Annotated in this window: 25 protein-coding genes and 1 other RNA gene; 17 read left to right on the top strand and 9 right to left on the bottom strand. The window is 69.5% G+C overall.

What is annotated here, in order from left to right:
- Positions 1–5: 5 nt before the first annotated feature.
- The 9 genes from DMP23_RS28285 to DMP23_RS28245 all read left to right on the top strand — a co-directional run bounded on the left by DMP23_RS28285 (position 6) and on the right by DMP23_RS28245 (position 10,729).
- Positions 6–1,298: a M16 family metallopeptidase gene (locus DMP23_RS28285; protein WP_037815800.1), complete on the top strand. Its 1,293-nt coding sequence runs from the start codon at positions 6–8 to the stop codon at positions 1,296–1,298.
- A complete protein-coding gene (locus tag DMP23_RS28280; RefSeq protein ID WP_043834951.1) occupies positions 1,295–2,686 on the top strand; it encodes a M16 family metallopeptidase in 1,392 nt (463 codons plus the stop codon). Before DMP23_RS28285 ends, DMP23_RS28280 begins: the two co-directional genes overlap by 4 nt.
- Positions 2,686–3,693, top strand: a complete 1,008-nt coding sequence (gene nudC / locus DMP23_RS28275; protein ID WP_337823053.1) for an NAD(+) diphosphatase — start codon at positions 2,686–2,688, stop codon at positions 3,691–3,693. The genes DMP23_RS28280 and nudC overlap by 1 nt, the downstream gene beginning before the upstream one ends.
- 325 nt (positions 3,694–4,018) lie before the next feature.
- Positions 4,019–5,215 (top strand): ROK family transcriptional regulator, encoded by a 1,197-nt coding sequence (locus DMP23_RS28270; RefSeq protein WP_037816374.1) that lies wholly within the window; start codon positions 4,019–4,021, stop codon positions 5,213–5,215.
- A gap of 25 nt (positions 5,216–5,240) precedes the next feature.
- Complete coding sequence (locus DMP23_RS28265; RefSeq protein WP_037815792.1) at positions 5,241–6,617, top strand: extracellular solute-binding protein; 1,377 nt, start codon at positions 5,241–5,243, stop codon at positions 6,615–6,617.
- Positions 6,614–7,603 (top strand): carbohydrate ABC transporter permease, encoded by a 990-nt coding sequence (locus DMP23_RS28260; protein ID WP_037815791.1) that lies wholly within the window; start codon positions 6,614–6,616, stop codon positions 7,601–7,603. Before DMP23_RS28265 ends, DMP23_RS28260 begins: the two co-directional genes overlap by 4 nt.
- Entirely contained in the window at positions 7,600–8,490 is an 891-nt protein-coding gene (locus DMP23_RS28255; RefSeq protein ID WP_037815788.1) for a carbohydrate ABC transporter permease, read from the top strand. Before DMP23_RS28260 ends, DMP23_RS28255 begins: the two co-directional genes overlap by 4 nt.
- Positions 8,487–9,752 (top strand): 6-phospho-beta-glucosidase, encoded by a 1,266-nt coding sequence (locus tag DMP23_RS28250; protein WP_337823052.1) that lies wholly within the window; start codon positions 8,487–8,489, stop codon positions 9,750–9,752. Before DMP23_RS28255 ends, DMP23_RS28250 begins: the two co-directional genes overlap by 4 nt.
- A complete protein-coding gene (locus DMP23_RS28245; RefSeq protein ID WP_337823051.1) occupies positions 9,749–10,729 on the top strand; it encodes an N-acetylglucosamine kinase in 981 nt (326 codons plus the stop codon). The genes DMP23_RS28250 and DMP23_RS28245 overlap by 4 nt, the downstream gene beginning before the upstream one ends.
- A 40-nt stretch (positions 10,730–10,769) precedes the next feature.
- Here DMP23_RS28245 and DMP23_RS28240 read toward each other — a convergent pair whose 3' ends face one another.
- The 4 genes from DMP23_RS28240 to DMP23_RS28225 form a co-directional block, all read right to left on the bottom strand.
- Complete coding sequence (locus tag DMP23_RS28240; protein ID WP_238608479.1) at positions 10,770–11,279, bottom strand: SRPBCC domain-containing protein; 510 nt, start codon at positions 11,277–11,279, stop codon at positions 10,770–10,772.
- Positions 11,276–11,617, bottom strand: a complete 342-nt coding sequence (locus DMP23_RS28235) for an ArsR/SmtB family transcription factor (protein ID WP_037816373.1) — start codon at positions 11,615–11,617, stop codon at positions 11,276–11,278. Before DMP23_RS28235 ends, DMP23_RS28240 begins: the two co-directional genes overlap by 4 nt.
- 94 nt (positions 11,618–11,711) lie before the next feature.
- Entirely contained in the window at positions 11,712–13,079 is a 1,368-nt protein-coding gene (locus tag DMP23_RS28230) for a GntT/GntP/DsdX family permease (protein WP_337823050.1), read from the bottom strand.
- Complete coding sequence (locus DMP23_RS28225; protein WP_337823049.1) at positions 13,076–13,570, bottom strand: gluconokinase; 495 nt, start codon at positions 13,568–13,570, stop codon at positions 13,076–13,078. Before DMP23_RS28225 ends, DMP23_RS28230 begins: the two co-directional genes overlap by 4 nt.
- A gap of 126 nt (positions 13,571–13,696) precedes the next feature.
- Between DMP23_RS28225 and DMP23_RS28220 the strand changes: the two genes are divergently transcribed.
- Both DMP23_RS28220 and DMP23_RS28215 read left to right on the top strand, forming a co-directional pair.
- Complete coding sequence (locus DMP23_RS28220) at positions 13,697–14,380, top strand: FadR/GntR family transcriptional regulator (RefSeq protein ID WP_037815780.1); 684 nt, start codon at positions 13,697–13,699, stop codon at positions 14,378–14,380.
- A gap of 25 nt (positions 14,381–14,405) precedes the next feature.
- Entirely contained in the window at positions 14,406–15,305 is a 900-nt protein-coding gene (locus DMP23_RS28215) for a cobalamin biosynthesis protein CobD/CbiB (RefSeq protein ID WP_337823048.1), read from the top strand.
- 4 nt (positions 15,306–15,309) lie between these two features.
- Here DMP23_RS28215 and DMP23_RS28210 read toward each other — a convergent pair whose 3' ends face one another.
- The 3 genes from DMP23_RS28210 to DMP23_RS28200 all read right to left on the bottom strand — a co-directional run bounded on the left by DMP23_RS28210 (position 15,310) and on the right by DMP23_RS28200 (position 17,326).
- Positions 15,310–15,918: an FMN-binding negative transcriptional regulator gene (locus tag DMP23_RS28210; protein ID WP_337823047.1), complete on the bottom strand. Its 609-nt coding sequence runs from the start codon at positions 15,916–15,918 to the stop codon at positions 15,310–15,312.
- 67 nt (positions 15,919–15,985) lie between these two features.
- On the bottom strand, positions 15,986–16,816 hold the full coding sequence (locus DMP23_RS28205) for an SURF1 family cytochrome oxidase biogenesis protein (RefSeq protein WP_037815776.1): 831 nt from the start codon (positions 16,814–16,816) through the stop codon (positions 15,986–15,988).
- Between the two features lie 48 nt (positions 16,817–16,864).
- Positions 16,865–17,326 carry a low molecular weight protein-tyrosine-phosphatase gene (locus DMP23_RS28200; protein ID WP_275294095.1) on the bottom strand — a complete coding sequence of 154 codons (462 nt, stop codon included), beginning with the start codon at positions 17,324–17,326 and terminating at the stop codon, positions 16,865–16,867.
- A gap of 40 nt (positions 17,327–17,366) precedes the next feature.
- Here DMP23_RS28200 and DMP23_RS28195 point away from each other — a divergent pair, with 40 nt between their 5' ends.
- The 4 genes from DMP23_RS28195 to DMP23_RS28180 all read left to right on the top strand — a co-directional run bounded on the left by DMP23_RS28195 (position 17,367) and on the right by DMP23_RS28180 (position 22,007).
- On the top strand, positions 17,367–18,185 hold the full coding sequence (locus tag DMP23_RS28195; RefSeq protein WP_336160864.1) for a Nif3-like dinuclear metal center hexameric protein: 819 nt from the start codon (positions 17,367–17,369) through the stop codon (positions 18,183–18,185).
- Positions 18,186–18,202: 17 nt separating this feature from the next.
- A complete protein-coding gene (locus DMP23_RS28190; RefSeq protein WP_037815771.1) occupies positions 18,203–18,940 on the top strand; it encodes a zinc ribbon domain-containing protein in 738 nt (245 codons plus the stop codon).
- The gene (locus DMP23_RS28185) at positions 18,937–20,079 is read left to right on the top strand and encodes a bifunctional RNase H/acid phosphatase (RefSeq protein WP_336160867.1); all 1,143 of its coding nucleotides are present in this window, start codon (positions 18,937–18,939) and stop codon (positions 20,077–20,079) included. Before DMP23_RS28190 ends, DMP23_RS28185 begins: the two co-directional genes overlap by 4 nt.
- Before the next feature lie 182 nt (positions 20,080–20,261).
- Entirely contained in the window at positions 20,262–22,007 is a 1,746-nt protein-coding gene (locus DMP23_RS28180; RefSeq protein WP_337823046.1) for a hypothetical protein, read from the top strand.
- A 220-nt stretch (positions 22,008–22,227) separates the two neighbouring features.
- On the opposite strand, the gene DMP23_RS28175 is transcribed toward DMP23_RS28180, so the two are convergent.
- Together DMP23_RS28175 and sfnG are read right to left on the bottom strand one after the other, a co-directional pair.
- Complete coding sequence (locus tag DMP23_RS28175; protein ID WP_134733930.1) at positions 22,228–23,406, bottom strand: SLC13 family permease; 1,179 nt, start codon at positions 23,404–23,406, stop codon at positions 22,228–22,230.
- 77 nt (positions 23,407–23,483) lie between these two features.
- Positions 23,484–24,614: a dimethylsulfone monooxygenase SfnG gene (sfnG, locus tag DMP23_RS28170; protein WP_337823045.1), complete on the bottom strand. Its 1,131-nt coding sequence runs from the start codon at positions 24,612–24,614 to the stop codon at positions 23,484–23,486.
- A 109-nt stretch (positions 24,615–24,723) separates the two neighbouring features.
- On the opposite strand from sfnG, the gene rnpB reads away from it, so the two are divergent.
- An RNA gene (rnpB, locus tag DMP23_RS28165) (RNase P RNA component class A) lies at positions 24,724–25,116 on the top strand.
- 22 nt (positions 25,117–25,138) lie between these two features.
- The gene (locus DMP23_RS28160) at positions 25,139–25,996 is read left to right on the top strand and encodes an SCO6745 family protein (protein ID WP_337823044.1); all 858 of its coding nucleotides are present in this window, start codon (positions 25,139–25,141) and stop codon (positions 25,994–25,996) included.
- Positions 25,997–26,070: the final 74 nt, after the last annotated feature.

The raw sequence follows: 26,070 nt of genomic DNA, 5'->3' as shown, positions 1-26,070 counted from the left end.
GAGGCATGGCCGATCCCGAGCTCTTCCGTTTCACGATCGACAACGGTCTGCGCGTGGTGCTCGCTCCTGACCCGACCGCGCCGGTGGTCGGGGTCAGCGTGCACTACGACGTGGGCTTCCGCTCCGAGCCGGAGGGGTTGACCGGTTTCGCGCACCTCTTCGAGCACCTGATGTTCCAGGGCAGCGAAAGCCTGGAGAAACTGGCGCACTTCCGGCACGTGCAGTCCAGCGGCGGCACCTTCAACGGTTCCACGCACCCGGACTACACCGACTACTACGAGGTGCTGCCCGCCGCGGCGCTGGAACGCGCGCTGTTCCTCGAGGCCGACCGGATGCGCGCGCCGAAGCTGACCGCGGAGAACCTGGCGAACCAGATCGAGGTCGTCAAGGAGGAAATCCGGCTGAACGTGCGCAACCGGCCGTACGGCGGATTCCCGTGGATCCTGCTGCCGCCGGTGCTGTACTCCACCTTCGCCAACGCGCACGACGGCTACGGCGCCTTCGAAGACCTCGAGGGCGCGACGCTGGACGACTGCGCCGCCTTCTTCGACACCTTCTACTCGCCGGCCAACGCGGTGCTGACCGTCGCGGGCGACTTCGAGGTGGAAGAGGCGAAGGCGCTGGTCCAGAAGCACTTCGGCGACGTCCCGCACCGGCCGGCCCCGGTCCGTCCGTCGTTCTCCGAGCCGCTGCCCACCACGCAGCTGAACGGCGAGCACACCGACCCGCACGCGCCGCTGCCCGCGCTGGCCGTCGGCTACCGGATGCCGGACCCGATCAACGACCTCGACGGCTACCTCGCGTACCTGGTGCTGGCGGGCGTGCTCACCGACGGTGACGGCTCGCGGCTGCAGCAGCGGCTGGTGCACGTCGAACCGCTGGTGGTCGACGTCGGCGCGGGCGCCGGGCTCTTCGGCCCGTTCGAGGCGCGCGATCCGGACACGTTCACCATCACCGCGATCCACCCGCCGGACGTGCCGCGCGAGCGCGTGCTGGCCGCGCTGGACGAGGAGCTGGAGAAGCTCGCGTCCACGCCGCCGGACGACCAGGAACTGAAGAAGGTCACCGCGCGCTGGGCGGCGAGCCTGCACGCGGAGCACGACCGGCTCGTGTCGCGCACCCTGGCGCTCGGCGCGTTCGAACTGCTCTACGGCGACGCGTCGCTGGTCTACCAGCTCGCCGACCGCCTGTCCGCGGTCTCCGGCGAGGCTGTGTCGGCGGCGGCGAAGGCGCTGCGCCCGGACGCGCGCGCCGTGCTCGTCGTGAAGCCCGCAAGCACCGAAGGGACGGAACAGTGACCTCGGCTGAACAGGTCAAAGCCGCACACCGCAGCGCCGAGGAGATCGGCCGCACCGCCGCCGGACCGCGTCCGCTGCCCGCGCTGGGGCACCAGCGCGCCGCCGCGGATCTGTCCCATGTGGACACCACGCTGTCCAACGGGCTGCGCGTGCTCGCGGTGCGCAAGGCGAGCGTCCCGATGGTCGAACTGCGGCTGTGGATCCCGTTCGCGGGCGAGGACCGGATGCACGCGGCCACCGCCGAGGTGCTCGCGGAAACCGTGCTCACCGGCACCGCGCGGCGCGACCGGGTGGAGATCGACGCCGAGGTCGCGCTGATCGGCGGCGACCTCAACGCGGGCGTGGACCCGGAGCGGCTGTACTTCGGCGGCACCGCGCTGTCCGACGGCCTGCCGACGCTGCTGGACGTGCTCGGCGACGTGCTCACCGGAGCCACGTACGGCGACGCGGAGGTCGCGCGCGAGCGGGAGCGGCTGATCGAGCGCATCGCGGTGTCGCGGACGCAGCCGCGCACCATCGCGCGCGAAGCACTGCAGAAGCACCGGTACGGCGACCACCCGGCGACCCGCGAGGTCCCGCAGGCCGAGGACGTCGCCGAGGTGACCCCCGAGCAGGTGCGTGCGCTGCACAACGCTTCGGTGCTGCCGCGCGGTGCGGTGCTCGTGCTGGTCGGAGACCTTGACCCGCAAGAGGTTCCGGCCGAACTGGAGCGCGCGCTCGGCGGCTGGAAGTCGGACCGTTCGGCCGTGGTGCTGCCACCGCTGCCCGCGCTGACCGGCGGCAACGTCCTGCTGGTTCCGCGCGCCGGCGCGGTGCAGTCGCAGATCCGGCTGTCCGCGCAGACGGTGCCGCGCGTCGACCCGCGGTACCCGGCGCTGCAGCTGGCGAACCTGGCGTTCGGCGGGTACTTCTCCTCGCGGCTGGTGGAAAACATCCGCGAGGACAAGGGATACACCTACGGCGCGCACTCGGGCTTCGAGTTCACCGGCGACACGGCAGTGGTCAATGTGGACGCGGACACCGCCAACGAGGTCACCGCGGCGGCGTACCTGGAAACCCGCTACGAGCTGTTCCGGCTCGGCACCGTGCCGCCGACGGCCGAAGAGGTCGAATCGGTGCGGCAGTACGCGATGGGCTCGCTCGTCACCGGCACGTCGTCGCAGGGCGGGCTCGCCGGGCAGCTGATGGCGCTGGCGTCGAACGGCCTCGGCATCGAATGGCTGCAGAGCCACCCGGAGCGGCTCGCGGCGGTCACCGCGGAGCAGGTCGCCGAAGCCGCGGCGGAGTTCTTCGCGCCGGGGCGGTTCACCGGAGTCGTGGTCGGCGACGCGGACCTGCTCGCGCCGAAGCTGGCCGCGCTCGGAGTTTCCACCAGCGAGAAGGACTGATGAGCGTTCCGTTCGAACTAGGGGCACTGCCGACCCTGTCGCGTTCCACAGTGGACCGGCAGGAAACCTTGCGCACCAACCCGGAGCGGCTCGCCGCGAAATGGTCGGAAGCCCGCGTGGTGCTGCTCGACGACACCGGCCGCACGCCGGTCCTCGAGGGCGGCTCATCGCTGGCCACCCGCAAGGCGATGGACTTCGGCACCGAACCGCCCGCCGACGCGGTGTTCCTCGGCGAGTGGGAGGACGTCGACTACTGGTCGCTGCCCGGCTCCGTCGAGGGCGACGTCGACAGCGTCCGGCTGGCGGGCAGCTGGGGCGTGATCGAAGAGGTCCCGCGCGCCAACGGCGAGCTGTGGGTCGAACTGCGCGGCTACGGCGAGCAGCTGGACGACACGTCGGCCGGGCTGTTCACCACCGCGCAGGCGCTGCGCCACTGGCGGCGGCAGTCGCGCTTCTGCACCCGCGACGGCTCGCCGACGCAGCTGATCCAGTTCGGCTGGGCCAGCCGCTGCGAAGCCAAGGGACACGAGGAATACCCGCGCACCGACCCGGCGGTGATCTGCCTGGTGCACGACCTCGACGGCGTCAACGGTTCGCACGTGCTGCTCGCGCGCCAGCCGATCTGGCCGCCGGACCGGTACTCGGTGCTCGCCGGATTCGTGGAGGCGGGGGAGTCCCTGGAGGGCTGCGTCGTCCGCGAAATCCGCGAGGAGGCCGGGATCGAGGTCGGGGACGTGCGGTATCTCGGCAGCCAGCCGTGGCCGTTCCCGCGCTCGATCATGCTGGGCTTCACCGCGCGCGCGGACCGCAACGCGCCGCTGGTCCCGGCCGAGGGCGAGATCGAGGAAGCGCTGTGGGTGTCCCGTGAGGACGTCCGGGCCGCGTTCCGCAACGCCGGAACCGGAGTGCCGACGCCGATCGCCGGTGGCGCGTCGAATCTGCTGCTGCCGGGGAACTCGTCGATCGCCCGCGTGATGTTGAAAGCGTGGGCGGAAGCCGAGGAGTAACTCTCCCGCGATGCGAGCCTCTGGGCCTCGTGAGCGGCGACGCCGGTTCTAACCGGTCTAGCCACTCACGAGGCCCAGTTGCGTTGCGGCCTCCCCGCCCCGGACCACGCCCTGCCCGCGGTCCGCCTCGGCCAACCCTGCGCGTTCGCCTGGTCACCCTGCGCCCAGCGCGGACATCCCGCGGTATCAAGCCGTTACCGCGCTGTTTCCCGAGCCCATTGACGCCGTGTGGCCGCGCTCACTACAGTCCCGGAAAACCGTCTGTAAAGTTTCCTAATAAAGGAGCAGCCAGGTGCGAGCCGGCAGTCCGCGAACGTTGCGCGAGATGAACGACCGCGCGGCGATCGAGGCGTTGCTGCGGAACGGGCCGCTCACGCGGGCCGAGCTGGAGGCCGCCATCGGGTTGTCCAAACCCGCCACCGCGCAGCTGCTCACCCGGCTTGAGCAGGACAATCTCGTCGGCAAAGCCGGGGAGCGCGCCGGCGGCGGACGCGGGCCGCGCGCCCAGCTGTGGGCGGTCAACGGGGCCCTCGCGCACGTCGCGGCCGTCGACCTCACCCCGCGGGTCGCGGACTTCGTGGTCGCCGACGTCGCCGGGGCAGTGCTCGCCGAGTACCGCGTGCAGCTTCCGGTGGCCGAGGACGCCGACGTCGTCGGCTCGTTCGGGCAGGCGCTGCGCCGGGTCACCAAGGCCGCGGGCATGCAGCTCGACGATCTGGCCAATGTGGTCATCGGCGCGCAGGGCGCGTTCGACCCGCGCACCGGATTGCTGTCCTCGGCCCCGCACATCCCGGGCTGGCTCGGATTCAACGTGCCGAAGCGGCTGAGCGACGAACTCGGCGTGACGGTCAAGATCGAAAACGACGTAAACCTTGTCGCCGTTGAGGAAATGACCGTCGGCAACGCGCAGGACGTCGACGACTTCGTGCTGGTGTGGCTGTCCGAGGGCGTCGGCGGTGCGGTCGTCATCGGACGGCGGCTGCTGCGCGGCGCGACTGGTGGCGGCGGCGAGATCGACTGGATGCGCGTTCCCGATCCGGCCACTGTGGACACTGGCGACAGCTGGCCCTCGGCCGGAGCCCGATACGGCAACCTGGTCGACTCGTCCGCGATCGTCCGGCTCGCCAAGGCGCACGGCATCTCCGCGGACAGCGGATGGGACGCCGTCACCCAGGCGCGACGCGTTGCTCACCAAGGGTTCCTGGACGATCTCGCGCGGCGCGTCGCCAGCGGGGTCGCCAGCCTCGTCGCGGTCGCCGACCCGCAGCTCATCCTGCTGTGCGGCGAGACCAGCCGCGCCGGCGGCGACGAGTTCGCCGGGATCGTCGCGGAAAAACTGCACGAACTTGTCCTGCCGCGCACGCCGGTCGGCGTCGCTTCGGTGCAGGGCAACGCGGTGCGCGCCGGTGCGCTGCAATCCGCGCTCGCCACCGCCCGTGAGGACGTCTTCGGCGTCGTCACCCCCACGCTCCTCGGGCCGCGTCGGTCCGCCGGAGAGCAAGCCCCGTCCCCGACCGAGTAGACCCACCCGATGGACAGGAGGGTTCATGTCCGCTCCCACCCGCATCCGGGGTCTCGCGCGCAAGCGCGGATCCCTGGTGCTCAGCGCTCTCGCGGCGAGCACGCTGCTGGCGACCGCCGCGTGCGGCGCCGCCGCGCCCGCAGGCGGCGGTGACGCCGCGGCCCCGCCGAACAAGGACGACAAGCTCACCATCACCGTCTACAGCAAGTTCACCGACCGCGAGTACGGCGTGGTCACGAAGGCGCTGGACAAGCTCAAGGCGAAGTTCCCCAACATCACCATCAAGCACGAGGGGAACCAGGACGACGACAAGCTCACCCAGTCGATCCGCGGCGGCAACCCGCCGGACGTGGCGATCTCGTTCTACACCGACAACCTCGGCGCGTGGTGCTCGACCGGCAGCTTCCAGGACCTGAAGCCCTACCTCGAGCGCGACAAGATCGACCTCGAGCAGATCCCGCAGGCGGTCCGCGACTACACGTCGTACCAGGGCAAGCGGTGCGCGATGCCGATGCTCGCCGACGTGTACGGATTCTTCTACAACAAGACGCAGTTCGCGGCCAAGGGCATCGCCGGCCCGCCGAAGAACACCACCGAACTGTTCGAGGACGTCAAGAAGCTCACCGAGTTCAACCCGGACGGTTCGATCAAGACCGCGGGCTTCCTGCCGTCGATGCCGTTCTACGCCAACCAGGCGCAGTACTGGGCGCCGAACTTCGGGGCCAAGTTCATGGGCCCGGACGGGAAATCGTCGCTCGCTTCCAGCCCCGGCTGGAAGGAGATGTTCCAGTTCCAGAAGAAGCTCATCGACTTCTACGGCGGGCACGAGAAGGTCGAGAAGTTCAAGGCCGGCCTCGGTGACGAATACTCGAAGGACAACGGTTTCCAGACCGGCAAGCTTTCGATGATCTACGACGGCGAATTCCGCACCGCGTTCATCAAGGACCAGGTGCCCTCGCTCGACTACGGCACCGCGCCCGCGCCGGTGCTCGACAGCCTGGCCGGCCAGTACGGCGGCGGGTTCGGCACCGGCACGATCATCGCGATCCCGAAGGGCGCGAAGAACCCCGGCGCGGCGTGGGAGCTGATCAAGCAGGCCTCGCTCGACACCGACACCCTCGTCGAGATGGCCAACGGCCTGAACAACGTGCCCAGCACGAAGGATTCGCTGAACTCGCCGAACCTGAAGATGCCGCCGCAGTTCAAGACCTTCACCGACATCTACAACAGCGGCAAGCTGGTCGCCAACCCGACGACGCCGATCGGCGACGCGTTCCTCAAGGCGGTCAACGACTTCGCCGAGAAGTGGCAGGCCGGGTCGGTGCCTGATCTGGACGCGGGCCTCAAGAAGGTCGACGCGCAGATCAACGACGAACTGGCGCAGAAGGGCGCCGGCGGATGACCACGCTGACCGCAGCGGAAACCGGAACCCCCTCCGCGCCGAACCAGGCGCGGCGGGGGTCTCCCCGGGCCAAGCGCAGGCGCACGGTGTTCTGGTTCATGGCGCCGGCGACCATCGGGTTCCTCATCTTCTTCGCCTACCCGCTCGGCGCGACGCTGTTCTACTCGTTCACCCGCTACGACCTGATCAACCCTCCGCAGTGGATCGGGTTCGACAACTACGTGCGCATGTTCACCAGCGAGCCGCTGGTGAAAACCGCCGCGTACAACACGTTGTGGCTGGTGATCATCCTGACCGTCTGCCGGGTGCTGTTCTCGCTCGGCGTCGCGTCGGTGATTTCGCGGCTGAAGTCGGGCGTCGGCATCGTCCGCACGCTCTGCTACCTGCCCGCGCTCGCCCCGCCGGCGGCCGCGACGCTCGCGTTCGTCTTCGTGTTCAACCCGGAATTCGGTCCGGTGAACCGGTTCCTGCGGTTCGTGGGCATCGACGGCGGATTGTGGTTCAACAGCCCGGAAATGTCGAAGCCCGCGCTGACCCTGCTCGCGCTGTGGGGTTCGGGCGAGCTGATGATCATCATCCTGGCCGCGTTGCTGGACGTCCCGCAGGAGCAGTACGAGGCCGCGGAACTCGACGGGGCCGGCCCGGTGCGCCGGTTCTGGCACGTGACGCTGCCGTCGATCTCGCCGGTGCTGCTGTTCGGCGTGGTCAACTCGATGATCTACGCACTGCAGTTCTTCACCCAGGCGATCGTCGCGGCTTCCGCGTCAGCGGGTACGGCGGATGTCGCGGGCAACTCGAAATTGATCGGTGCGCCGGAAAACTCGACGCTGACGTATCCGATCTGGCTGTACGTGCAGGGTTTCCGGTACTTCAACATGGGTTACGCGGCGGCGATGGCCGTGCTGCTGTTCCTGGTTTCCGCGGGCTTCACCTGGATTCTCGTGCGGCAGATGCGTAAGACGCAACATCAGGAGGACGGAGCATGACGACGCTTTCGGCACCGCCGCGTCCGGCTCCTCCGGTGCATCCGCGGGAGAAGTTCAAGCGGCGCTGGGACAAGAAACTGTCCTTTGTGGCCACGCACGCGGTCGGCATCGCGCTCGGCGTGATCTTCATGCTGCCGTTGCTGTTCGTCTTCCTCACCTCGGTGATGAAGAGCGACCAGGCGATGACGTCGAGCCTGTGGCCCACCGAATGGCATTTCGAGAACTTCGTCGAGGTGTTCCGGAAGGCTCCGTTGCTGGAGTACTTCGGCAACAGCTTCCTGTATTCGGCGCTGGCGACGATCGGGGCGCTGGTGTCGGCGATCCCGGCGGCGTACGGGCTCGCGAAACTGCGGTGGCGCGGGCAGAACCTGTGCTTCATGCTCGTCGTGGTCGCGATGATGCTGCCGCCGCAGGTCACCGTCGTCCCGCTGTACGACCTGTGGGTGCGGCTCGGGTTCACCGGCACGCTGGTGCCGCTCATCGTGCCGTACTTCTTCTTCGACGCCTTCTCGATCTTCCTGCTGCGGCAGTTCTTCCTCACCATTCCGAAGGACTACCTGGAAGCGGCGAAGATCGACGGCTGCAACGAGTTCCGGGTGCTCACGCGGGTGCTGATCCCGATGGCGAAGCCGGGGATCGCGGCCACCGCGATGTTCTGCTTCCTGTTCACCTGGAACGACTATTTCGGCCCGCTGCTCTACACGGGCGAGAACAAAGACAACTGGCCGCTTTCACTGGCGATCGCGTCCTTCCGAGGCATGCACCACGTCGAATGGAACCTCACGATGGCCGCCACCGCGCTGATCATGCTGCCGGTGATCGTGCTGTTCGTGTTCGCGCAGAAGTCGTTCGTCAAGGGCATCACGTTCACGGGAGTCAAGGGATGAAACTGGCAGTGGTCGGCGGTGGGTCCACCTACACGCCGGAGCTGATCGACGGCATCGCCGGACGGCGGGCCTCGCTCGACGTCGACGAGATCGTGCTGATCGACCCGGACGCCTACCGGGTCGAGGCGGTCGGCGATTTCAGCCAGCGGCTGCTGAACCACGCGGGACATTCGGCCCGCGTGCGCACGACGGCGAACCTGGAGGAAGGCGTCGACGGCGCGTCGGCGGTTCTTATCCAGCTGCGCGTCGGCGGTCAGAAGGCACGCGCGTCGGACGAGACGTTCCCGCACATGTGCGGTTGTGTCGGCCAGGAGACGACCGGTGCGGGCGGCCTGGCGAAGGCGCTGCGCACGGTGCCGGTGGTGCTCGACATCGCCGAGCGGGTGCGCAAGGTCGCCGGTGACGACACCTGGATCGTCAACTTCACCAACCCGGTCGGCATCGTCACCCGCGCGCTGTTGCAGGAAGGGCACCGCGCGGTCGGCCTGTGCAACGTCGCGATCAACCTGCAGCGCAAGTTCGCGAAGCTGCTCGGCGCTTCGACCGGCGATGTCAAGCTGGTCCACACTGGACTGAACCACCTGAGCTGGGAACGCGGCGTCCTGGTCGACGGCGTCGACCGGCTGCCGGAACTCCTGGCCCAGCACGCGGAATACCTCCGCGAGGAGGTCAGCGTTCCGGTCGAGTGGATGCAGCGGATGCAGGCGGTGCCGTCGTACTACCTCAAGTACTACTACTCGCACGACGCGCAGGTCGCGAAGCAGCAGACCGAACGTCCGCGCGCCGAGGTGGTCAGCGACGTCGAGGAAGAACTGCTGAAGATCTACCTCGACCCGGAGCAGGTCACGAAGCCGGAATCGCTGGAGAAGCGCGGCGGTGCCTACTACTCGGAGGCAGCGGTGCAGCTCGTGCACGCGCTCACTTCGGGCGACGCCGCCGAGGAGCACGTGGTGAACGTCCGCAACAACGGCACGTTCGATTTCCTCCCGGACGACGCGGTGATCGAGGTTTCGTCCACTGTGGATTCCGCGGGCGCGACGCCGATCCAGCAGTCTCCGGTGGACCTGCGGTTCGCCGGGCTGATCGCCGGGGTCACGGCGTACGAGTACCTGGCTCTGGACGCCGCGATCAAGGGCGGCCGGGACCGGGTCGCGGACGCGCTGCTCGCGCATCCGCTGGTCGGCCAGTACGCCAAGGCGGACCAGCTCGCGGACGAACTCGTCGCACGCAACCGGGATTTCCTGCCCTGGGCGCGGGCATGAGCGACACCGTCGTCGCGATCGACGGGGGGAACAGCAAGACCGAGGTGCTGGTGGTTTCGCGGGACGGCGTCGTGCTCGGCGCTTCCCGCGGCCCCGGCGTTTCTCCCCAGCGGGTCGGAGTCGACGGATGCGTTGCCGCGCTTGAGGAATTTGTCCAGGAAGCCCTCCGCTCCGGCGGCTTGCCCGCTGAACCGCCGTTCGCCGTGCACACCTCGGCGTATCTGGCGGGCCTCGACTTCCCCCGGGAAGAAGCGGCACTGCACAAGGCTCTGTCGGCGCGCGGGTGGAGTTCCACTTTGGACGTCGGAAACGACGTGCTCGCGCTGCTGAGGGCGGGAAGCTCCGACGGCACCGGGGTAGCGGTGGTATGCGGTGCCGGGATCAACGGCGCTGGCTTCGCCCCGGACGGCCGATCCTACCGTTTTCCCGCGCTGGGCAAGGTTTCTGGCGACTGGGGCGGCGGCTACCGGCTAGGTGAGGAAGCCCTGTGGTGGGCCGTCCGCGCCGAGGACGGTCGTGGTCCGCGGACTGCGCTGGAATCGGCGGTCGCGGAGTACTACGGTGCTTCGACGCTGCTGGATGTGGTGCAGGGATTGCACTTCGAGGAGATCGACGCCGCCTCGATCCACGGCCTCTGCCCGCTGCTGTTCGAGGTGGCCGCGGCTGGCGACGAGGTCGCGCAGGACGTGGTGACGCGGTTCGCCGAGGAAGTGAGCCTGCTGGTGGCCGCGATCATGCGCCGCCTGGGCCTCACGACGTCGGCCCCGGAGGTCATCCTCGGCGGCGGGGTGCTGACTGGCGTCGGCGCGTCCGTGATCGCGGACATCGAACGCCGCTGCTTGAAGGTGGCGCCGCGGGCGCAGGTGCGCGTGGTGGAGGTGAACCCGGTGGTCGGTGCTGCGCTGTTCGGTTTGGACAAGATCGGGGCTTCCGACTCCGCGAAGGCTGCGTTGAAGGCCGCGACGCAACGCGCGTGAGTTTGGGGTGGCTGCCCGAAAGCAGCCACCCCTTCCTCGCTCAGGCGGTGAGGTTCTTGCCCGTCTCGAGCACGGACTTCAGGTCGGACAGGACCCACGCCCAGCCGCCGCCCGCGTTCTCGCCGGGACCGGCGTTGATGTCCTCGTGCTGACCGGACACGAGCGCCGCATGGTTCGGCGCGCCGGTGACGTCGTGGGTGACGGTGAGCCGGGTGCCGGCGGTCTGGGTTTCCTCGATGTCGTAGGTGAGCGTGGTGTACGGCTCGGCCACGAGGCTCGGGTCCATCTGCAGTTTCCAGGTGATCACCAGCTTGCGCGGCGGATCGACCTCGAGCACTTCGCCGTCGAGAAGATCGTTGGTGACGCCCAAATCGATGAACTCCTGAGTCGGCCTGGCGCGGTGCTTGCCGCCGCGCCTGAGGTCGAACTCGGCCAGGCCGGTGTAGCCGTACTTCGCGGTCCATTCCGGCTTGGTGACGGCGTCCCACACCGCCTGCGGGGAGGCCTTGATGTAGACGCGGTTGACCAGCACGGTCGTGGTGTCGCTCATGGTCCGGGCTCCTTCTGGGATTCTTCGGCTTCGAGCTGGGCCTTGAGGTCCAGCAGCGCCGCGGTGTGGTGTGCGGTGTACTTGTCGATCCAGCGGTCGTGGATCTGGCGGATCGGGACCGGGTTCAGGAAATGCCGTTTCTCCCGGCCCTCCTTGCGCGAGACGACCAGCTCGGCCTCCTCGAGCAGCTTGAGGTGTTTCATCACCCCGAACCGGGTCATGTCCACTTCGGACTCCAGCTCGGTGAGCGTGCGGCCGTCGCGCTCGTAGAGCAGGTCGAGCAGGAACCGGCGGGTCGGATCCGCCAGAGCCTTGAAAACCAGGTCCTCGTCGGGCACGCACCGAGAATAGGTGACCAAAAGGTCACATGTCAACCAGAAGAACGGCCGCTGGGCTTCCAACGAGGGAAACCCAGCGGCCGGAGGGGGAGCGCTAAAGCAACGCGCCCAGCGGCAGGATCAACGCGATCGCCACCACCGAGATCACCGTTTCCATCACCGACCAGCTCTTCAGCGTCTGGCCGACCGACATCCCGAAGTACTCCTTGACCAGCCAGAACCCGGCGTCGTTCAGGTGCGAGAAGAAGAGCGACCCGGCACCGATGGCCAGCACCAGCAGTGCGTTGTGCGTCGGGTCCAGCGTCGCGGCCAGCGGGGCGACGATGCCCGCCGCGGAGACGGTCGCGACCGTGGCCGAGCCCGTCGCCAGGCGGATCGCCACCGCGACCAGCCAGCCGAGCAGCAGCGGGGACAGGTCCGCGCCCTTGGAGAGGCTGGTGATCACGTCGCCGACCCCGGCGTCCACGAGGGTCTGCTTGAACCCGCCGCCCGCGGCCACGATCAGCACGATCCCGGCGATCGGGCCGAGGGAATCGCCGATGATCGACGAGAGACGTTCCCGGTTCAGCCGTGCCGGGCGGCCCAGCACGACCATGCCGACGAGGACCGCCAGGAGCAGTGCGACGAGCGGGTCGCCGATGAAGTCCAGGACGCGACGGGTCGGGTTTCCCTTGTCCGCCAAGATGTCCGCGAGCGCCTTGGCCAGCATCAGGACCACCGGCAGCAGCACCGTGGCCAGCGTCGCGAAGAAGCTCGGGCGGTGCTTTTCGTCGGTGCCCTCGGATTCGGGGACCAGCCGGGCGGGCGGAGCGGCGTCGGGCACCATCTTGGCGGCGAGGCGGCCGAACAGCGGGCCGGCGATGATCACCGTGGGAATGCCGACCAGCAGGCCCAGCCCCAGGGTGAGGCCGACGTTGGCGTTCAGCGAACCGGCGGCGGCCAGCGGGCCGGGGTGCGGCGGGATCAGGCCGTGCAGCACCGACAGACCGGCCAGCGCCGGAATTCCCAGCAGCAGCACCGGTTTCCCGCTGCGCTTGGCGACCAGCAGCACCACCGGGATCAGCATCACGAGGCCGATCTCGAAGAACATCGGCAACCCGATCAGCGCGGCCACCAGCGCCATCGCCCACGGCAGCCCCGGACCGCGAACCCGGCCGAGCACGGTGTCGACGATCCGGTCCGCGCCGCCGGAATCGGCGAGCAGTTTGCCCAGCATCGCCCCGAACGCGATCAGCACGCCGACGGACGCGACGGTGCTGCCAACGCCGTTCGTGAAGCTCTTCAGCAGTTTGTCGATCGGCATCCCGGCGACCAGGCCGAGCACGCCGGAGCCCAGCGTGAGTGCGAGCAGCGGATGCAGTTTCACCTTGCTGATCAGCACCACGATCACGGCGATGGCCAGCACCGTGGCGACGATCAGGCGGGTGTCGTGGCCGGTCCAGCCGGCGGCGAGGGCGGTCATGCGCGCTCCTGGAACGCTTTCAGCGCCGACGCGACGAGGTCGGCGGGCGGGCGGCTGATGTCGAAGGTCGCTCCCGGCTCGTCCGCTTCCAGCGGTTCGAGGTCGGCGAGCTGGGAATCGAGCAGCGAGACCGGCATGAAGTGGCCGCTGCGGGTCTTCATCCGCTCGGCGAGCAGGTCGCGCGAGCCTTGCAGGTGCAGGAACCACACGTCCCCGCCGCCGCGCAGCACGTCGCGGTAGCGCCGTTTCAGCGCGGACGAGCTGACCACGGCACCGTTTTCATGATGCTTGGCGATCCACTCCGCGATCGCGGCGAGCCACGGAGCCCGGTCCTCGTCGTTCAGCGGGTGCCCGGCGGTCATCTTCTCGATGTTCGCTCGCGGGTGGAAGGTGTCTGCCTCGGCGTACACGGTCCCGAGCTCCTTCGCGAGCGCCGTGCCGACTGTCGTCTTGCCCGAGCCCGATACGCCCATCACCACGATGACCGTCATGCGCACCTCCCACGTCTTTGTGCCCTGGAGAGTCAAACTCAAAAGTACTACTTAATCAAGAAGAAGTAGTACTTAATCGAGTCAGAGGGTTAGGTTGAGCCGGTGGGGAATGATCGGCACAAGGACATGCTCGACGAGCTCGGCGCGGCCATCGCGAGCGGCGAGCTGGCTCCGGGCGCGGTGCTGCGCTCGGAGGAGCTGCAGGAGCGGTACGGGGCGTCGCGGACGGTCGCCCGCGAGGTGGTCCGGGTCCTCGAGACGATGGGGTTGACCAGCAGCCGCCGCCGCGTCGGGGTCACCGTCCGCGAGCCGGCCGAGTGGAACCACTATGACCCGAGGCTGATCCGCTGGCAGCTCGACGGAGCCGACCGGCCGACCGCGCTGCGCACGCTGACCGAGCTGCGTTCGGCCGTCGAACCGTGCGCCGCGCGGTTCGCCGCGCTCCGGGCGACCCCGGAGGAACGCGGACGGCTGCGCGCGCTGGCGGTGCATCTCCAGCGCACGGCGCGGGCCCGCGACCTGGACGCCTTCCTCGGCCACGACGTCGCTTTCCACGATCTGCTGCTGTCCGCGTCGCGGAATCCGATGTTCGCGCAGCTGTCCTCAGTGGTCGCCGAAGTGCTCGCCGGCCGCACCGGGCACGGCCTGATGCCGGACGAACCGCAGCCCGAGGCGGTCGCGCTGCACGTCGAGGTCGCCGAAGCGATCGACCTCGCCGACGCGGCTCGCGCCGAACGCGCGATGCGCGACATCGTGGAGCAGGCACGCGAGGAAATCGCCGCCGCGGTGTCGAGTAATCTCGGCGACTGAATCGTCCACGTTCGGGGGGCTACAGGTGAGCGCGGCGCGCGCGATCGGCTTGATTCTCGGTTTGGCCGCAGACGGGGCACTTGGCGACCCGCGGCGACGTCCGCCGGTCACCGCCTTCCGGCAGGTCGTCGCCGCCACGGGGGCGCGACGCGTGGCAGGCTTGGGAATCGCGGGCGCGGCAGTCGCGGCCGGAGTGCTGGTCGAGCGGACCGGCCGCCGCAGCCCGGTGCTGCAAGCGACGACGACGGCAGTGGCGACCTGGGCGGTCGTCGGCGCGGCCGGGCTGGCGACGCAGGGCACGGAGCTCGCTCGCGATCTCGAGGAAGGCCGTCTCGAACCCGCGCGCGACACACTGTCCGAACTGGACCCGCGCGTCACAGACAGCCTCAGCACGATCGGGCTTTCCCGTGCGTCGGTGGAAACTCTGGCCGAGAACACGTCCGAAGTGGTCGTCACGCCGCTGCTGTGGGGTGCGGTCGCGGGCGTGCCCGGGCTGCTCGCGGCGCGGACGATCGGTTTGCTGCGCCGGCTGCTTCCCGGGCACTGGGTCCTCGACCGGCTCGACGAACTCGTGCACCTCCTGCCGACCCGGGTGGCGGCTGCGTTGACGGTTCTCGGCGCGCCGGTCGTCGGTGGTTCGGCGGGCGGCGCGTGGCGGGCTTGGCGGCGCGACACGATCGCGCATCCGAGCCCGAACGCGGGCCGGGTCGAGGCGGCTTTCGCCGGGGCACTGGAGATCCGCGTCGGCGGGCGGACCGAGTACCCGCAGGGGGTCGTGGAGCTGCCGGTGCTTGGGGTCGGCCGGAATCCGGACGCCGGGCACGTGACGCGCGCGGTGGAGCTGTCCCGGGTGGTCGGCTGGCTGGCCGCGGGAACGTCCGTGCTCGTGGCGGTACTGACCGGGGTGCGCCGCCGAAACCCTTGAGCCGTCAGGGTTTCAGATGCGCGATGGCTTCCGCGTCGTTGAAACCGTCCCGTTCGGACAGCAGTGCGCCGATCCGCTGCCGGTCTTCGGATTTCTTGTTCCCGCCGTACTTGAACTTGGCCCGCACCTCGGTCACCGTCAGCTCGATGCCGCGAATCCCAGGCAGCAGCCGCCGATCCGGAGCGTCCACAGCGGACACCGGGGTGCGCTTGCCGTCCGGTTCGAAATGCGCCAGCTGGTGGTTCAGCAGCGCTGCCTTCTCCTCGGGATCGTCGATGACCCGGACGTCGCAGGCCAGCTGCACGCTCGCGTAGTACGAAGTCGGCACGCCGAGCGCGGGATCGTCGGCGGTGTTCCAGTCCGAGCGGATGTAGGTGTAGTCGCCGGTCACCGTCAGCAGGGCGCGCGGGTGTTCCTCCAGCAGCGGCCACACCGGGTTCGGCCGGGCGAGGTGCAGGCGGACGGTCGCGTCGCCGTCGAAGACGAAGTGCGTCGGCACCACCACGGGGAGATCGCGGCCGCGGCCGCCGGCGACCAATTCGCCGAAATCGTGTCCGGCGAGCCATTCCCGCCATTCGTTCTCGTCCGCGGCGTCCCAGGGGTGGATCAGCATGCCGTCAGTATCAGCGCCGCAAGTGGCCCCGACAAAGAGCCATTTTCCCGAGAAACGACCAGGCCACTTAGGCGGTCGGCGTGTACTCGTCCTCGTCTTCGGCGAGCATCTCCGCGACGGACTTGCGCCGGCCGCGCTGCGGGCGCTCGGTCGTCAGCGCGCCGCCCGGACGCAGTTCGCGGATCGTGAAGTACAGCCAGCCCAGCAACGCCATCGTGCCGAACGCCAGCCACTGCAGCGCGTACGAGAAGTACGGGCCCGATTCGAGCTGCGGCAGCGGCAGCGGGCTGAGCACGCCGGGCTGGTTCTGGTCGAGCTGGAAGTACCCGGGCCGGATCGTGAGGCCGGAAGACTTCGCCACCACGCGCGAGTCGACGGTGTAGCTCTGCAGCTTCCCGTTCGTCGACGCGTCGGCGAACGCGTCGCGGTTCTTCGGGTCCGTCTCGTCGCTTCGCACGCGCGCGACGACCGTCACCTGTCCGCCCGGCGCTGCCGCGTACGGAAGCACGCCGGAGTCACTGCTGAGCCCCACGTAGCCGCGGTCGATCAGGTACACAGTGCCGTCGGTGGCGCGAAGCGGCGTGAGGACCTCGTACGCGCCTTGGCCCTGCACAGTGCGCAGCCGCGCGACAACCTCGGCCGAAGGCAGGTACGTGCCGGTGATCGTCACGAGGTGCCACTCGGTGTTCTTGTCCGGCTTCGTCCCGGGCGGCAACAGCTGCGCCGCGGGCGCGGGTTTCGCGGTGAACGACGTGGTCAGCGCGTTGTTCTGGGTGACCTGCTCGTTGTCGCGGCGGAACTGCCACGGGGCCAGCAGCGTGTAACAGCAGATGGCGAAGGTGAACACCACCACTGTCAACGCCAGCCATCCCGGCCGGAGCAGAAACCGCAACCGCACCCCTCTACGGTAGGCCGTCGCGTTCCGTGCGCGCACCCGGACCGGACGTCACGCCTGTTCGCGGACCCAGTCGAGCAGTCCCGGCACGCTCCGCTCGATCATCCCTAGCACGTCGTCGAAGCCGTCGTCGCCGCCGTAATACGGGTCCGGCACCTCGGCGCCTTCCGGAGCGGACGGGTCGAACGAACGCAGCAACCGCACCCGCGAAGGGTCCTCGACGCGCGACTGCAGGAAGCCCAGGTGGCTCTCGTCGGCGGCGAGCAGCAGGTCGGCTTCGAGGTCCTCGTCGCTGACCTCGGCCGCGATGTGCTGGGTGGGGTAGCCGTGCGCCTTCAACGTGGCGCGCGCCCGCCGGTCGGCCGCCTCGCCGACGTGCCACGGACCGGTACCCGCGCTGGACACGTGCACGGCGTCCGAGAGACCCGCGTCGGCGAGCTTCTTGCGGAAGACGAGTTCCGCCATGGGGGAGCGGCAGATGTTCCCGGAGCAGACAAACACCAGCTTGGGCATGGTCCGCAGTCTTCCAGAGCGACCGTGCGAGGATCCCCGGGTGCCTGCATTAGCCGAGATCATCGCCGTCCTCGAACGCAGTTACCCGCCCCGGCTGGCGGAAAGCTGGGACGCGGTCGGGCTCGTCTGCGGAGACCCGGCCGAGGACGTCCGCCGCGTGCTCTTCTGCGTCGACCCGGTCGAGGAGACGCTTGCCGAGGCCGAGGAGATCGGCGCGCAGTTGATCGTCGCGCACCATCCGCTGCTGTTGCGCGGCGTGCACGGCGTCCCCGCCGACACCGCCAAGGGCTCGCTCGTGCACCGCATGATCCGCGGCGGTATCGCGCTCTACTGCGCGCACACCAACGCCGATTCGGCCGACCCCGGCGTGTCCGACGCGCTCGCGCAAGCCATCGGTCTCGAGGTCGACCGGCCGCTCGACCCGCACGAACCCGGCGGCGCCACCGGGATCGGCCGCATCGGGCACCTGCCCGCCGCGGAGCCGTTCGCGCAGTTCGTCCAGCGGGTCGCGGACGCGTTGCCGGCCACCGTGCCCGGCGTGCTCGGCGCCGGAGACGCAGACCGGCTGATTCGCACGGTCGCGGTGTCCGGCGGCGCAGGCGACTCGTATTTGGCGAAGGCGACGGCCGAGGGCGTCGACGCGTACGTGACCGCGGATTTGCGCCACCATCCCGCCGGCGAACACCTCGCGTCCGCCGGAACCGTGCCCGCGCTGGTCGGCTTGACGCACTGGGCCAGCGAGTGGCCGTGGTGCGGACAGGCCTCGGCCCTTGTCGGCGCGGCCTTTGCGGGTACCGTCGAAGCTCACGTCTCCACGCGGTGCACCGACCCGTGGACCATCCGCGCTACCGCCCAGTAACTAAATCAGGGAGCACAGTGAAGGCCGACCCCGCCGTCCAGCGTCAGCTGCTCGAACTCGCGAAGGTGGACGCCGAGCTTTCGCGCGTCGCGCACCGCCGCCGCACTCTGCCCGAGCTCGCCGAGATCGAGGCCGGGGAGAAGACCGTCCGGGAGAAACGCGACGCGCTGGTGTCCGTCGAGACCGCGACGTCCGACCTCGACCGGGAGATCGCCCGGCAGGAGAAAGAGGTCGAATCGGTCCGGGCGCGCGAGGACCGCGACCGCAAGCTGATGGAATCCGGTTCGGTCGGGGCCAAGCAGATGACCGACATCGAGCACGAACTGCAGACGCTCGGCCGCCGCAAGGGCGCGCTCGAGGACGACCTGCTGGAGCTGATGGAGCAGCGCGAGGCGCTGGGCCTGGACGCGCAGCGCACGAGCGCCGAGGTCGACAAGGCGACGCAGGCGGTCGAGGCCGCCGCGGCCCGCCGCGACGAGGCGTTCAAGGACCTCGACACCACCGAGGCCCGGCGCAAGGAGGACCGCGCGAAGCTGCTGCCGCGGTTCCCGGAGCCGCTGCTCAAGCTGTACACCCGCGTCTACGACCACAAGGGCATCGGCGCGGCGCTGCTGCGGGCCCGCCGGTGCGGCGCCTGCCAGCTCGAACTCGACCGCAACACCATCTCCGAGATCAAGGCCGCGGCCGAGGACAGCGTCGTGCAGTGCGACAACTGCGGCGCGATCCTGGTCCGCACGCTGGAGTCGGGGCTGTGACCGAACGGGCGATCGTCGAGGCCGACGGCGGGTCCCGGGGCAACCCGGGCCCGGCGGGCTACGGCGCGGTCGTGAAGGACGCGGCGACCGGCGAGGTGCTCGCCGAACGCCACGAATACCTCGGCATCGCGACGAACAACGTCGCGGAGTACTCCGGGCTCGTCGCCGGGCTGGCCGCGGCCGCCGAACTCGGAGTGTCCATTGTGGACGTCCGGATGGATTCGAAGCTCGTGGTCGAGCAGATGTCCGGGCGCTGGAAGATCAAGCACGCCGCGCTGCAGCCGCTCGCCGCGCAGGCGCGCGAGATCGCGGCGGGTTTCGAGCGGGTCGGCTACACCTGGATCCCGCGCGCGGAGAACTCGCACGCGGACCGGCTCGCGAACGTCGCCATGGACAGCGCCGGGTCCGGCGCGACCTCGCCCGCCCCGGTCGCCGAGACGCGGTCCCGGGCGAAGGTCACCGAACCGGACCGGGTGTCCCCGGCGGGCTGGACCGGGGCCCTCGGCACGCCCACCAAACTGCTCCTGCTGCGCCACGGCCAGACCGAGATGTCGGTCGACCGCCGCTACTCCGGGCGCGGCGACGTCCCGCTCACCGAGCACGGCCGGGGCCAGGCCGCCGCGGCCGCCAAACGGCTGGCCGCGATGCCCGGTCTGATCGGCGAGGACGGCGAACCGGCACCGATCGTTTCGTCGCCGCTGATCCGCACCAAGCAGACCGCGCAGGCCGTCGCCGACGCGCTCGGCGGCCGGGTCGAAACCCACCCCGGGCTCATCGAGACCGACTTCGGCGAATGGGAGGGCCTCACCTTCGGCGAGGCCGCCCAGCGGGACCCGGAACTGCACCGCTGCTGGCTGAGCGATTCCTCCTGCCCGCCGCCCGGCGGCGAGAGCTTCGACGCGGTCCACGAGCGGGTCGGCAAGGCACGCCGCGACCTGGTCGAGCAGTACGACGGGCGCACGGTGCTCGTGGTCAGCCACGTGACGCCGATCAAGACCCTGCTGCGGATGGGGCTCGACGCCGGGCCGTCGCTGCTGTTCCGGCTGCACCTCGACCTGGCGTCGCTGTCGATCGTCGAGTTCTACCCGGACGGCAACGCCTCGGTCCGGTTGGTGAACGACATCTCGCATCTGTCCTGAACCGGACAAATGTGAGACAGGTCACGGTCGGGGATGACGTGTGAAACGCCCCGGATGAGGTATTGGCTAGAGTGCGGTGTCGACCGCGGCGCCGCGGCGCAGGTCCCGGCCGGGACTTCAAGGGGGGCGCAGGCTCGTGCGTTTCTTCGGCAGCATCCGCAAGTGGAAACAGTGACGAGGACATGACGGCTAGCGCACTCACCGCAGTATCCGGGCCCGACCTGCCGGGGGAGAAGACGACCGACCCGCCCGCGCGGTTCAAGCTCAGCTGGCTGGCGTCGACGCTGGCGGTGCTGGCCGGCGTGGCCGCGGTCGCCTGGCACGCCACCCGCTACGGGCACTGGATCGTCGACGACGCGGCCATCACGTTCTCCTACTCGCGCAGCGTCGCCGAAGGCCTCGGCCCGGTGCTGGCCCCGGGCGCGCCGCCGGTGGAGGGCTTCTCCGACCCGACCTGGATGATCCTGCTGGCGCTGGGCAAGGTCGTCGGCCTGTTCGACAAGGGCCTGCTGTTCGGCATCCCGGACTACGTGCTGTTCCCCAAGCTGCTCGGCCTGTTCTTCGCCGCGGGCATCCTGGTGCTGTGCCACCTGGTGGCCCGCCAGGTGTTCCGCAGGCACGCGTGGGCGATCACGCTGGCCACCGGTCTCGCGCTGGCGGCGATCCCGTCGTTCGTGATCTGGGTGGTCTCCGGCCTCGAGAACTCGCTGTTCGCGTTCTTCACCACCGCGCTGGCCGCGCTGCTGTTCACCGCGCTGCGCAAGGAAAACTCGCTGTCGTTCAAGGTCGCGATCGTCGCCGGCGTGCTCGTCGCCGCGGCCGCGCTGACCCGGCCGGAAGGCCTGATCTACGCCAGCGCGTACCCGATCGTCCTGCTGTTCGGCGTGAAGCGCGAAGGATTCTGGCCCAGCTTCCGGTCCGCGCTGGTGTCCATCGCGGCGTTCGCTGTGCTGTTCGGCGGCTACGTCGTCTGGCGCTACACGGAATTCCACCGGCTGCTGGCCAACCCGTCGGTCGCCAAGAAGCAGGGCCTGCCGACGTTCGCCTCGATCATCCGGCCGCACCAGCTGGTGGAGTACGCGGGCATCGCGCTGACGCTCGTGCTGGTCGCCGTGGTCGTGTGGGCGCTGCTCAAGGCTCCGTGGCGGCGTCCGCTGATCGGGCTGGTCACGCCGCTCGTGCTCGGCGTGATCGCGTACGGCGTGATGGTCCCGGACTGGATGGCCCAGTACCGCTTCGCGACGCCGGTGTGGGTGCTTGGCGCGTTGTGCGGCGTCATGGCCTTCGCCGAGCTGCTGCGTTCCCTGCCGAAGGTGCCGTTGAAGGCGGTCGCCGCCCTCGTGCTGGTGGCCGCGGCGGTCCCGTCGGCGATCGGTTTCGTGCACCACGACGAGGAATTCGTCAAAAGCCCGACCGTGCCGGCGTGCCTGATCGCCGACCGCTTCGGCCGCGGCTTCAACACGTACGCGGACATGCTCGGCCTCCAGCACGCGTCGCTGCTGCTGCCGGACCTCGGCGGCTCGTCGATGACCAGCCGGCTCGAACTGGTCGACATGGCCGGACTCGTGAACGCCCCGATCGCGGACCTCACGCACAAGGAAGACATCGCCGGCCTGCGCGACTACGTGTTCGACACGGTCAAGCCGACCTTCATCCACTCGTGGGGCCCGTGGGCGGACGGCAACGAGATCAGCATCGACCCGCGCATCGACCGCGACTACGTCCCGATCCTCGTGTACCCCGGCCCGGGCAAACGCCAGGGCGACTTCGTCCGCAAGGACGCGGTAACCGACCCGGCGAAGCTCGCGGCGGTTCAGCACTACGCACAGGTGACGATGATGTCCGTCGAGGCACAGCGGTTCGGCAGCGGCCTCGAGGACTGCGGCCCGACGTTGTCGCGGGGGAGCACGATCCCGCCTCGGGGTTAGAGGGCCAGCCATAGCGCGCACGTCGCCGCTGCCAATGACAGCGGCGTCGTGAGTGCGCCGAGCTTGAGGTCGCGCATCGGTGGATGCTGCCCGTGCCGGATGACGACACGTCGCCGCAGGAGTGTCGTGTGCGAATTGCGAGTCGCGATGGTCGGTGTTGAGGCGCAGCGTTTCGGCGACGGTCTCGACGGTGTGGTCCCGGCATTGTTGCGTCGCTCGGCTAAAGCACCAGCCATAGCGCGCACGTCGCCGCTGCCAATGACAGCGGCGTCGTGAGCGCACCAAGCTTCAGAAACTCCCCCACCGGCGGATGCTCCCCGTGCCGGACCACCACCCGTCGCCACAGCAGCGTCGCCAGTGAACCGAGGTACGTCGCGTTCGGGCCGATGTTCACGCCCAGCAGCACGGCGAGCAGTACGCCCTGATTCGGGTGCGGGCCGAGCACAGACAGCAGGATCAGCGTCGCGGGCAGGTTGTTGACGACGTTCGCCAGCAAAGCCGCGACACCCGCGGCGAGCAGGAGCTCGGGCAGCCCGGCGGTCGTCGGCAGCAGAGTGCGCAGCAGGCCGCCGAGGACATGCTCGTCGACCGCTTCCACCACCACCGCCAGGGCGAGCACGAAGAGCACCAGCAGCGGAGACGCTTCGGCGACCACCTGCCAAGGCCGGATCTTCCGCTCCGCCAACGCTTTCGCGGCCAGGACGAGCGCAGTCAGCGCGGCGATCCAGACCGGCTCGACGTGCACCAGCTGTCCGGTAGCGAAGCCGACCAGCATGACCGCCAGCACGACCAGGGTGAAGACCGGCGCTTCCCGATGTTCGGGTTGCCGGGTGCTGGCCGGTTCCCGCAGGTCCTTGCGGAAGAACCAGGCGAACGCAGCTAACTCCACGGCGAGCGTGACCAGCCAGGGCAACGCCATCAGCGCGGTAAACCCGGCGAAGGTGAGGCCGGAAGCGGTGAAGGCGAGCAGGTTCGTCAGGTTCGAGACAGGGAACAGCGTGGACGCCGAGTTGGCCAAGTGCGCGCACGCGTAGACATGCGGCCGCGCGGTGAGTTTCAGTTCGGCGGCTGTGGCGAGGACGACCGGGGTCAGCAGGACGACAGTCGCGTCAAGGCTGAGCACGGCGGTGACGATCGCTGCCGCGGCGAAGGTGAGCAGCAGGAGCCGAGGTTGCCGGCCGCGGCAGATTTCGGCTAGTTCGGCGCCGAGCCAGGTGAAGACGCCTTCCGCCGCGGCGAGGTGGCTGACCAGCAGGATCGCTGCGAGAAAGCCCATCGTCGGCAGCATCTGGACGACCCGTTCGCCCGCTTCGTGCGGCGAGGTCAGGCCGAGCGCGAGGACGACACCGGCGGCGGGGACCGCGAAGACAGCTTCCGGCAGGCCGCGCGGACGCGCCATGGCGAACCAGAGCGTTCCGGCCAGAAGCAGCAGGGACAGGGGACCGTTCACCCCCGAACGCTAGCCGCCGCGAAACCTCAGATCCCCGCCGGTTCCGGCACTCCCGCGCCGCGGTCCAGCACCCGCTCCTTCTCCCGGATCACCGGCAGCACCTCCCGGCCGAAGTGCTCGACGTCCTCCAGATAGTGCAGGAAACCGAGCAGCAACAGGTTCGCGCCGCGCTTTTTGTACTCGATCGCCCGGTCCGCGATCTGTTCCGGCGTGCCGATCAAGCCGGTCCGGAATCCGTCGTTGTACTGCACCAGGTCGGCGAACTCCGAATCCGCCCACATGCCCTTGGTGTCCGAAGTGGACTTCCCGGCCTGTTTGACCGCCGAGCGGAATCCTTCGACGGCAGGCACGTTCGCCTTCGCCACGATCTCCCGCAGCACCTCGCGCGCCTCGGCTTCGGTTTCGCGGGCGATCACGAACCCGTTGAGGCCGAACCGCACCGCGTGGTCGTTCTCCGCGGCGTACCCGCGCACCTCGTCGACCTGCTCGCTGAACCCGGCGAAATCCTTGCCATTGCTGAAGTACCAGTCCGAGACGCGACCGGCCAGCTTGCGTGCCGCGGTGGAGTTGCCGCCCTGGAAGACCTCCGGATGCGGCCGGCCCGGCCCGGCGACCGGTTTGGGTTTGATGTCGAAATCGTGGATCCGGTAGAAGTCGCCGCCGAACTCGGCGTGGTCGTCGGTCCACAATTCCTTGAGCACGCGGATGAACTCCTCCGAGCGGCGGTAGCGCTCGTCGTGTTCGAGCCACGGCTGCCCGAGACCGGTGAACTCGTCTTTGAACCAGCCGCTGACCACGTTCACCGCGGCCCGGCCGCCGGAGATGACGTCCGCGCTGGCGATGAACTTCGCGAGCACGCCGGGCTGCCACAGTCCGGGATGGACGGCCGCGATGACCTTCAGCCGCTGCGTCGCGAGCAGCAGCGCCAGGCTGAAACCAGTGGATTCGTGCTGATAGGCGGCACCGTAGCTGGCGGTGTAGCGGACCTGAGTGAGCGCGTATTCGAAGCCGTTGTTCTCGGCGAGCACGGCCAGTTCGCGGTTGTACTCGTAGCCCCAGTCGGTGCGCTGTTCGATGTCGCTGGTGACCAGGCCGCCGCTCACATTCGGGACCCAGTAAGCGAATTTCAGAGGTTCCTGCGGTTCAAGTGAGGTCATGCCGGGAGTGAAACAGCGGCCGGGCGCCGGGCCAAGCGCGTCCACGCGGTGGAATGTGCCAGCCGGTGCCCGGGGCCGCGCGGCCTCCCGGGTACGCTGTTTCGGCGGACGAGCTGGCAGGACGGTCGCGGCCCGGGTTCTCCCGGTCCGAGGAAAGTCCGGACTCCGCAGGGCAGGGTGGTTGCTAACGGCAACCCGGGGTGACCCGCGGGACAGTGCCACAGAAAACAGACCGCCCCCGTCTCGCGACGGGGGTAAGGGTGAAACGGTGGTGTAAGAGACCACCAGCATCCCGGGTGACCGGGATGGCTCGGTAAACCCCACCCGGAGCAAGGCCAAGAGGGAGTTCGCTCCTGCGCAGGCGATCGAGGGCGGCCCGCCCGATGCCTGCGGGTAGGCCGCTGGAGCCTGCCGGCGACGGCAGGCCGAGATGGATGACCGTCGCCCGGTCCGCCGCGAGGCGGCCCGGGAACAGGATCCGGCTTACATGCCAGCTCGTCCGCCCGATCGCTACGATCGGGCGCATGGGTCAAGCCGTCGCCGCCGCTGTCGCCTTCCGGACCACCTTCGACGCTCTGCACGCTCCCGTCTACTTCGCGCCAGAGACCCAGGAGCGGCTCGCCGCCGCCGGGCTCAAACCGGGGTCGATGACCTACTTCGCCAGCCGCGCCGCGGCGATGGGCGCGGTCGGGCCGGGCACGGTCACCGCCACCTTCTACAGCTTCAGCCCCAGCCTGATCGCCCACTTCGTCCCGCGCGTCTGGACGATCGCCACCCCCGAAACCGTGCTGGAAGCCCGGCTCGCCGCCGTCGACGACATCTACCGCCGGCTGTTCGGCGACGAGACGCTCGCGTCCGCCGAGGTCGCCGAAGCTGCCGAGCTCGCCCGGGAGGCCACCGAGGGCTGCCGTCCCGAAGGCCGTCCGCTCTACGCCGCGCACGCGGACCTGGACTGGCCCGAACAACCGCACCTCGCCCTCTGGCACGCGGTCACCCTGCTGCGCGAGCACCGCGGAGACGGGCACGTCGCGGCGCTGACCACGAATGGCCTGCCCGGCCTCGAAGCGCTGGTCACGCACAGCGCGACCACGAACCGCACCCCGCCGGACACCGCCAAGCGCACCCGCGGCTGGAGCGACGAGGAGTGGGACGCGGCCGCGGCCCGGCTGACCGCCGACGGAATCCTCGACGCCGGCGGCGCGCTCACCGAACGCGGACTCGAGCTGCGCGAACGCGTCGAGACGGCGACGAACGCGGCGGCGCGGGGCCCGTGGCAGCACCTCGGCGAGGAGAAGACGGCCCGGCTGGAGCAGCTGTGCGCTCCGCTCAGCCGCCGGGTGATCGAAGCGGGCGCGATCCCGAGCGCGGCGTTCCGGCCCTGATCCGCGAGACGGTCCGGAACTGCCCGGGATCACGCTTTGTAGTGAACAAATGCGCACATCGGACGCGATGGTGA

This window comes from Amycolatopsis sp. A1MSW2902 (assembly GCF_017312175.1).
GTDB lineage: Bacteria > Actinomycetota > Actinomycetes > Mycobacteriales > Pseudonocardiaceae > Amycolatopsis > Amycolatopsis nivea.
Note: the sequence above shows the minus strand (reverse complement) of the source record. Positions and strands in the feature narration are given on the sequence as shown.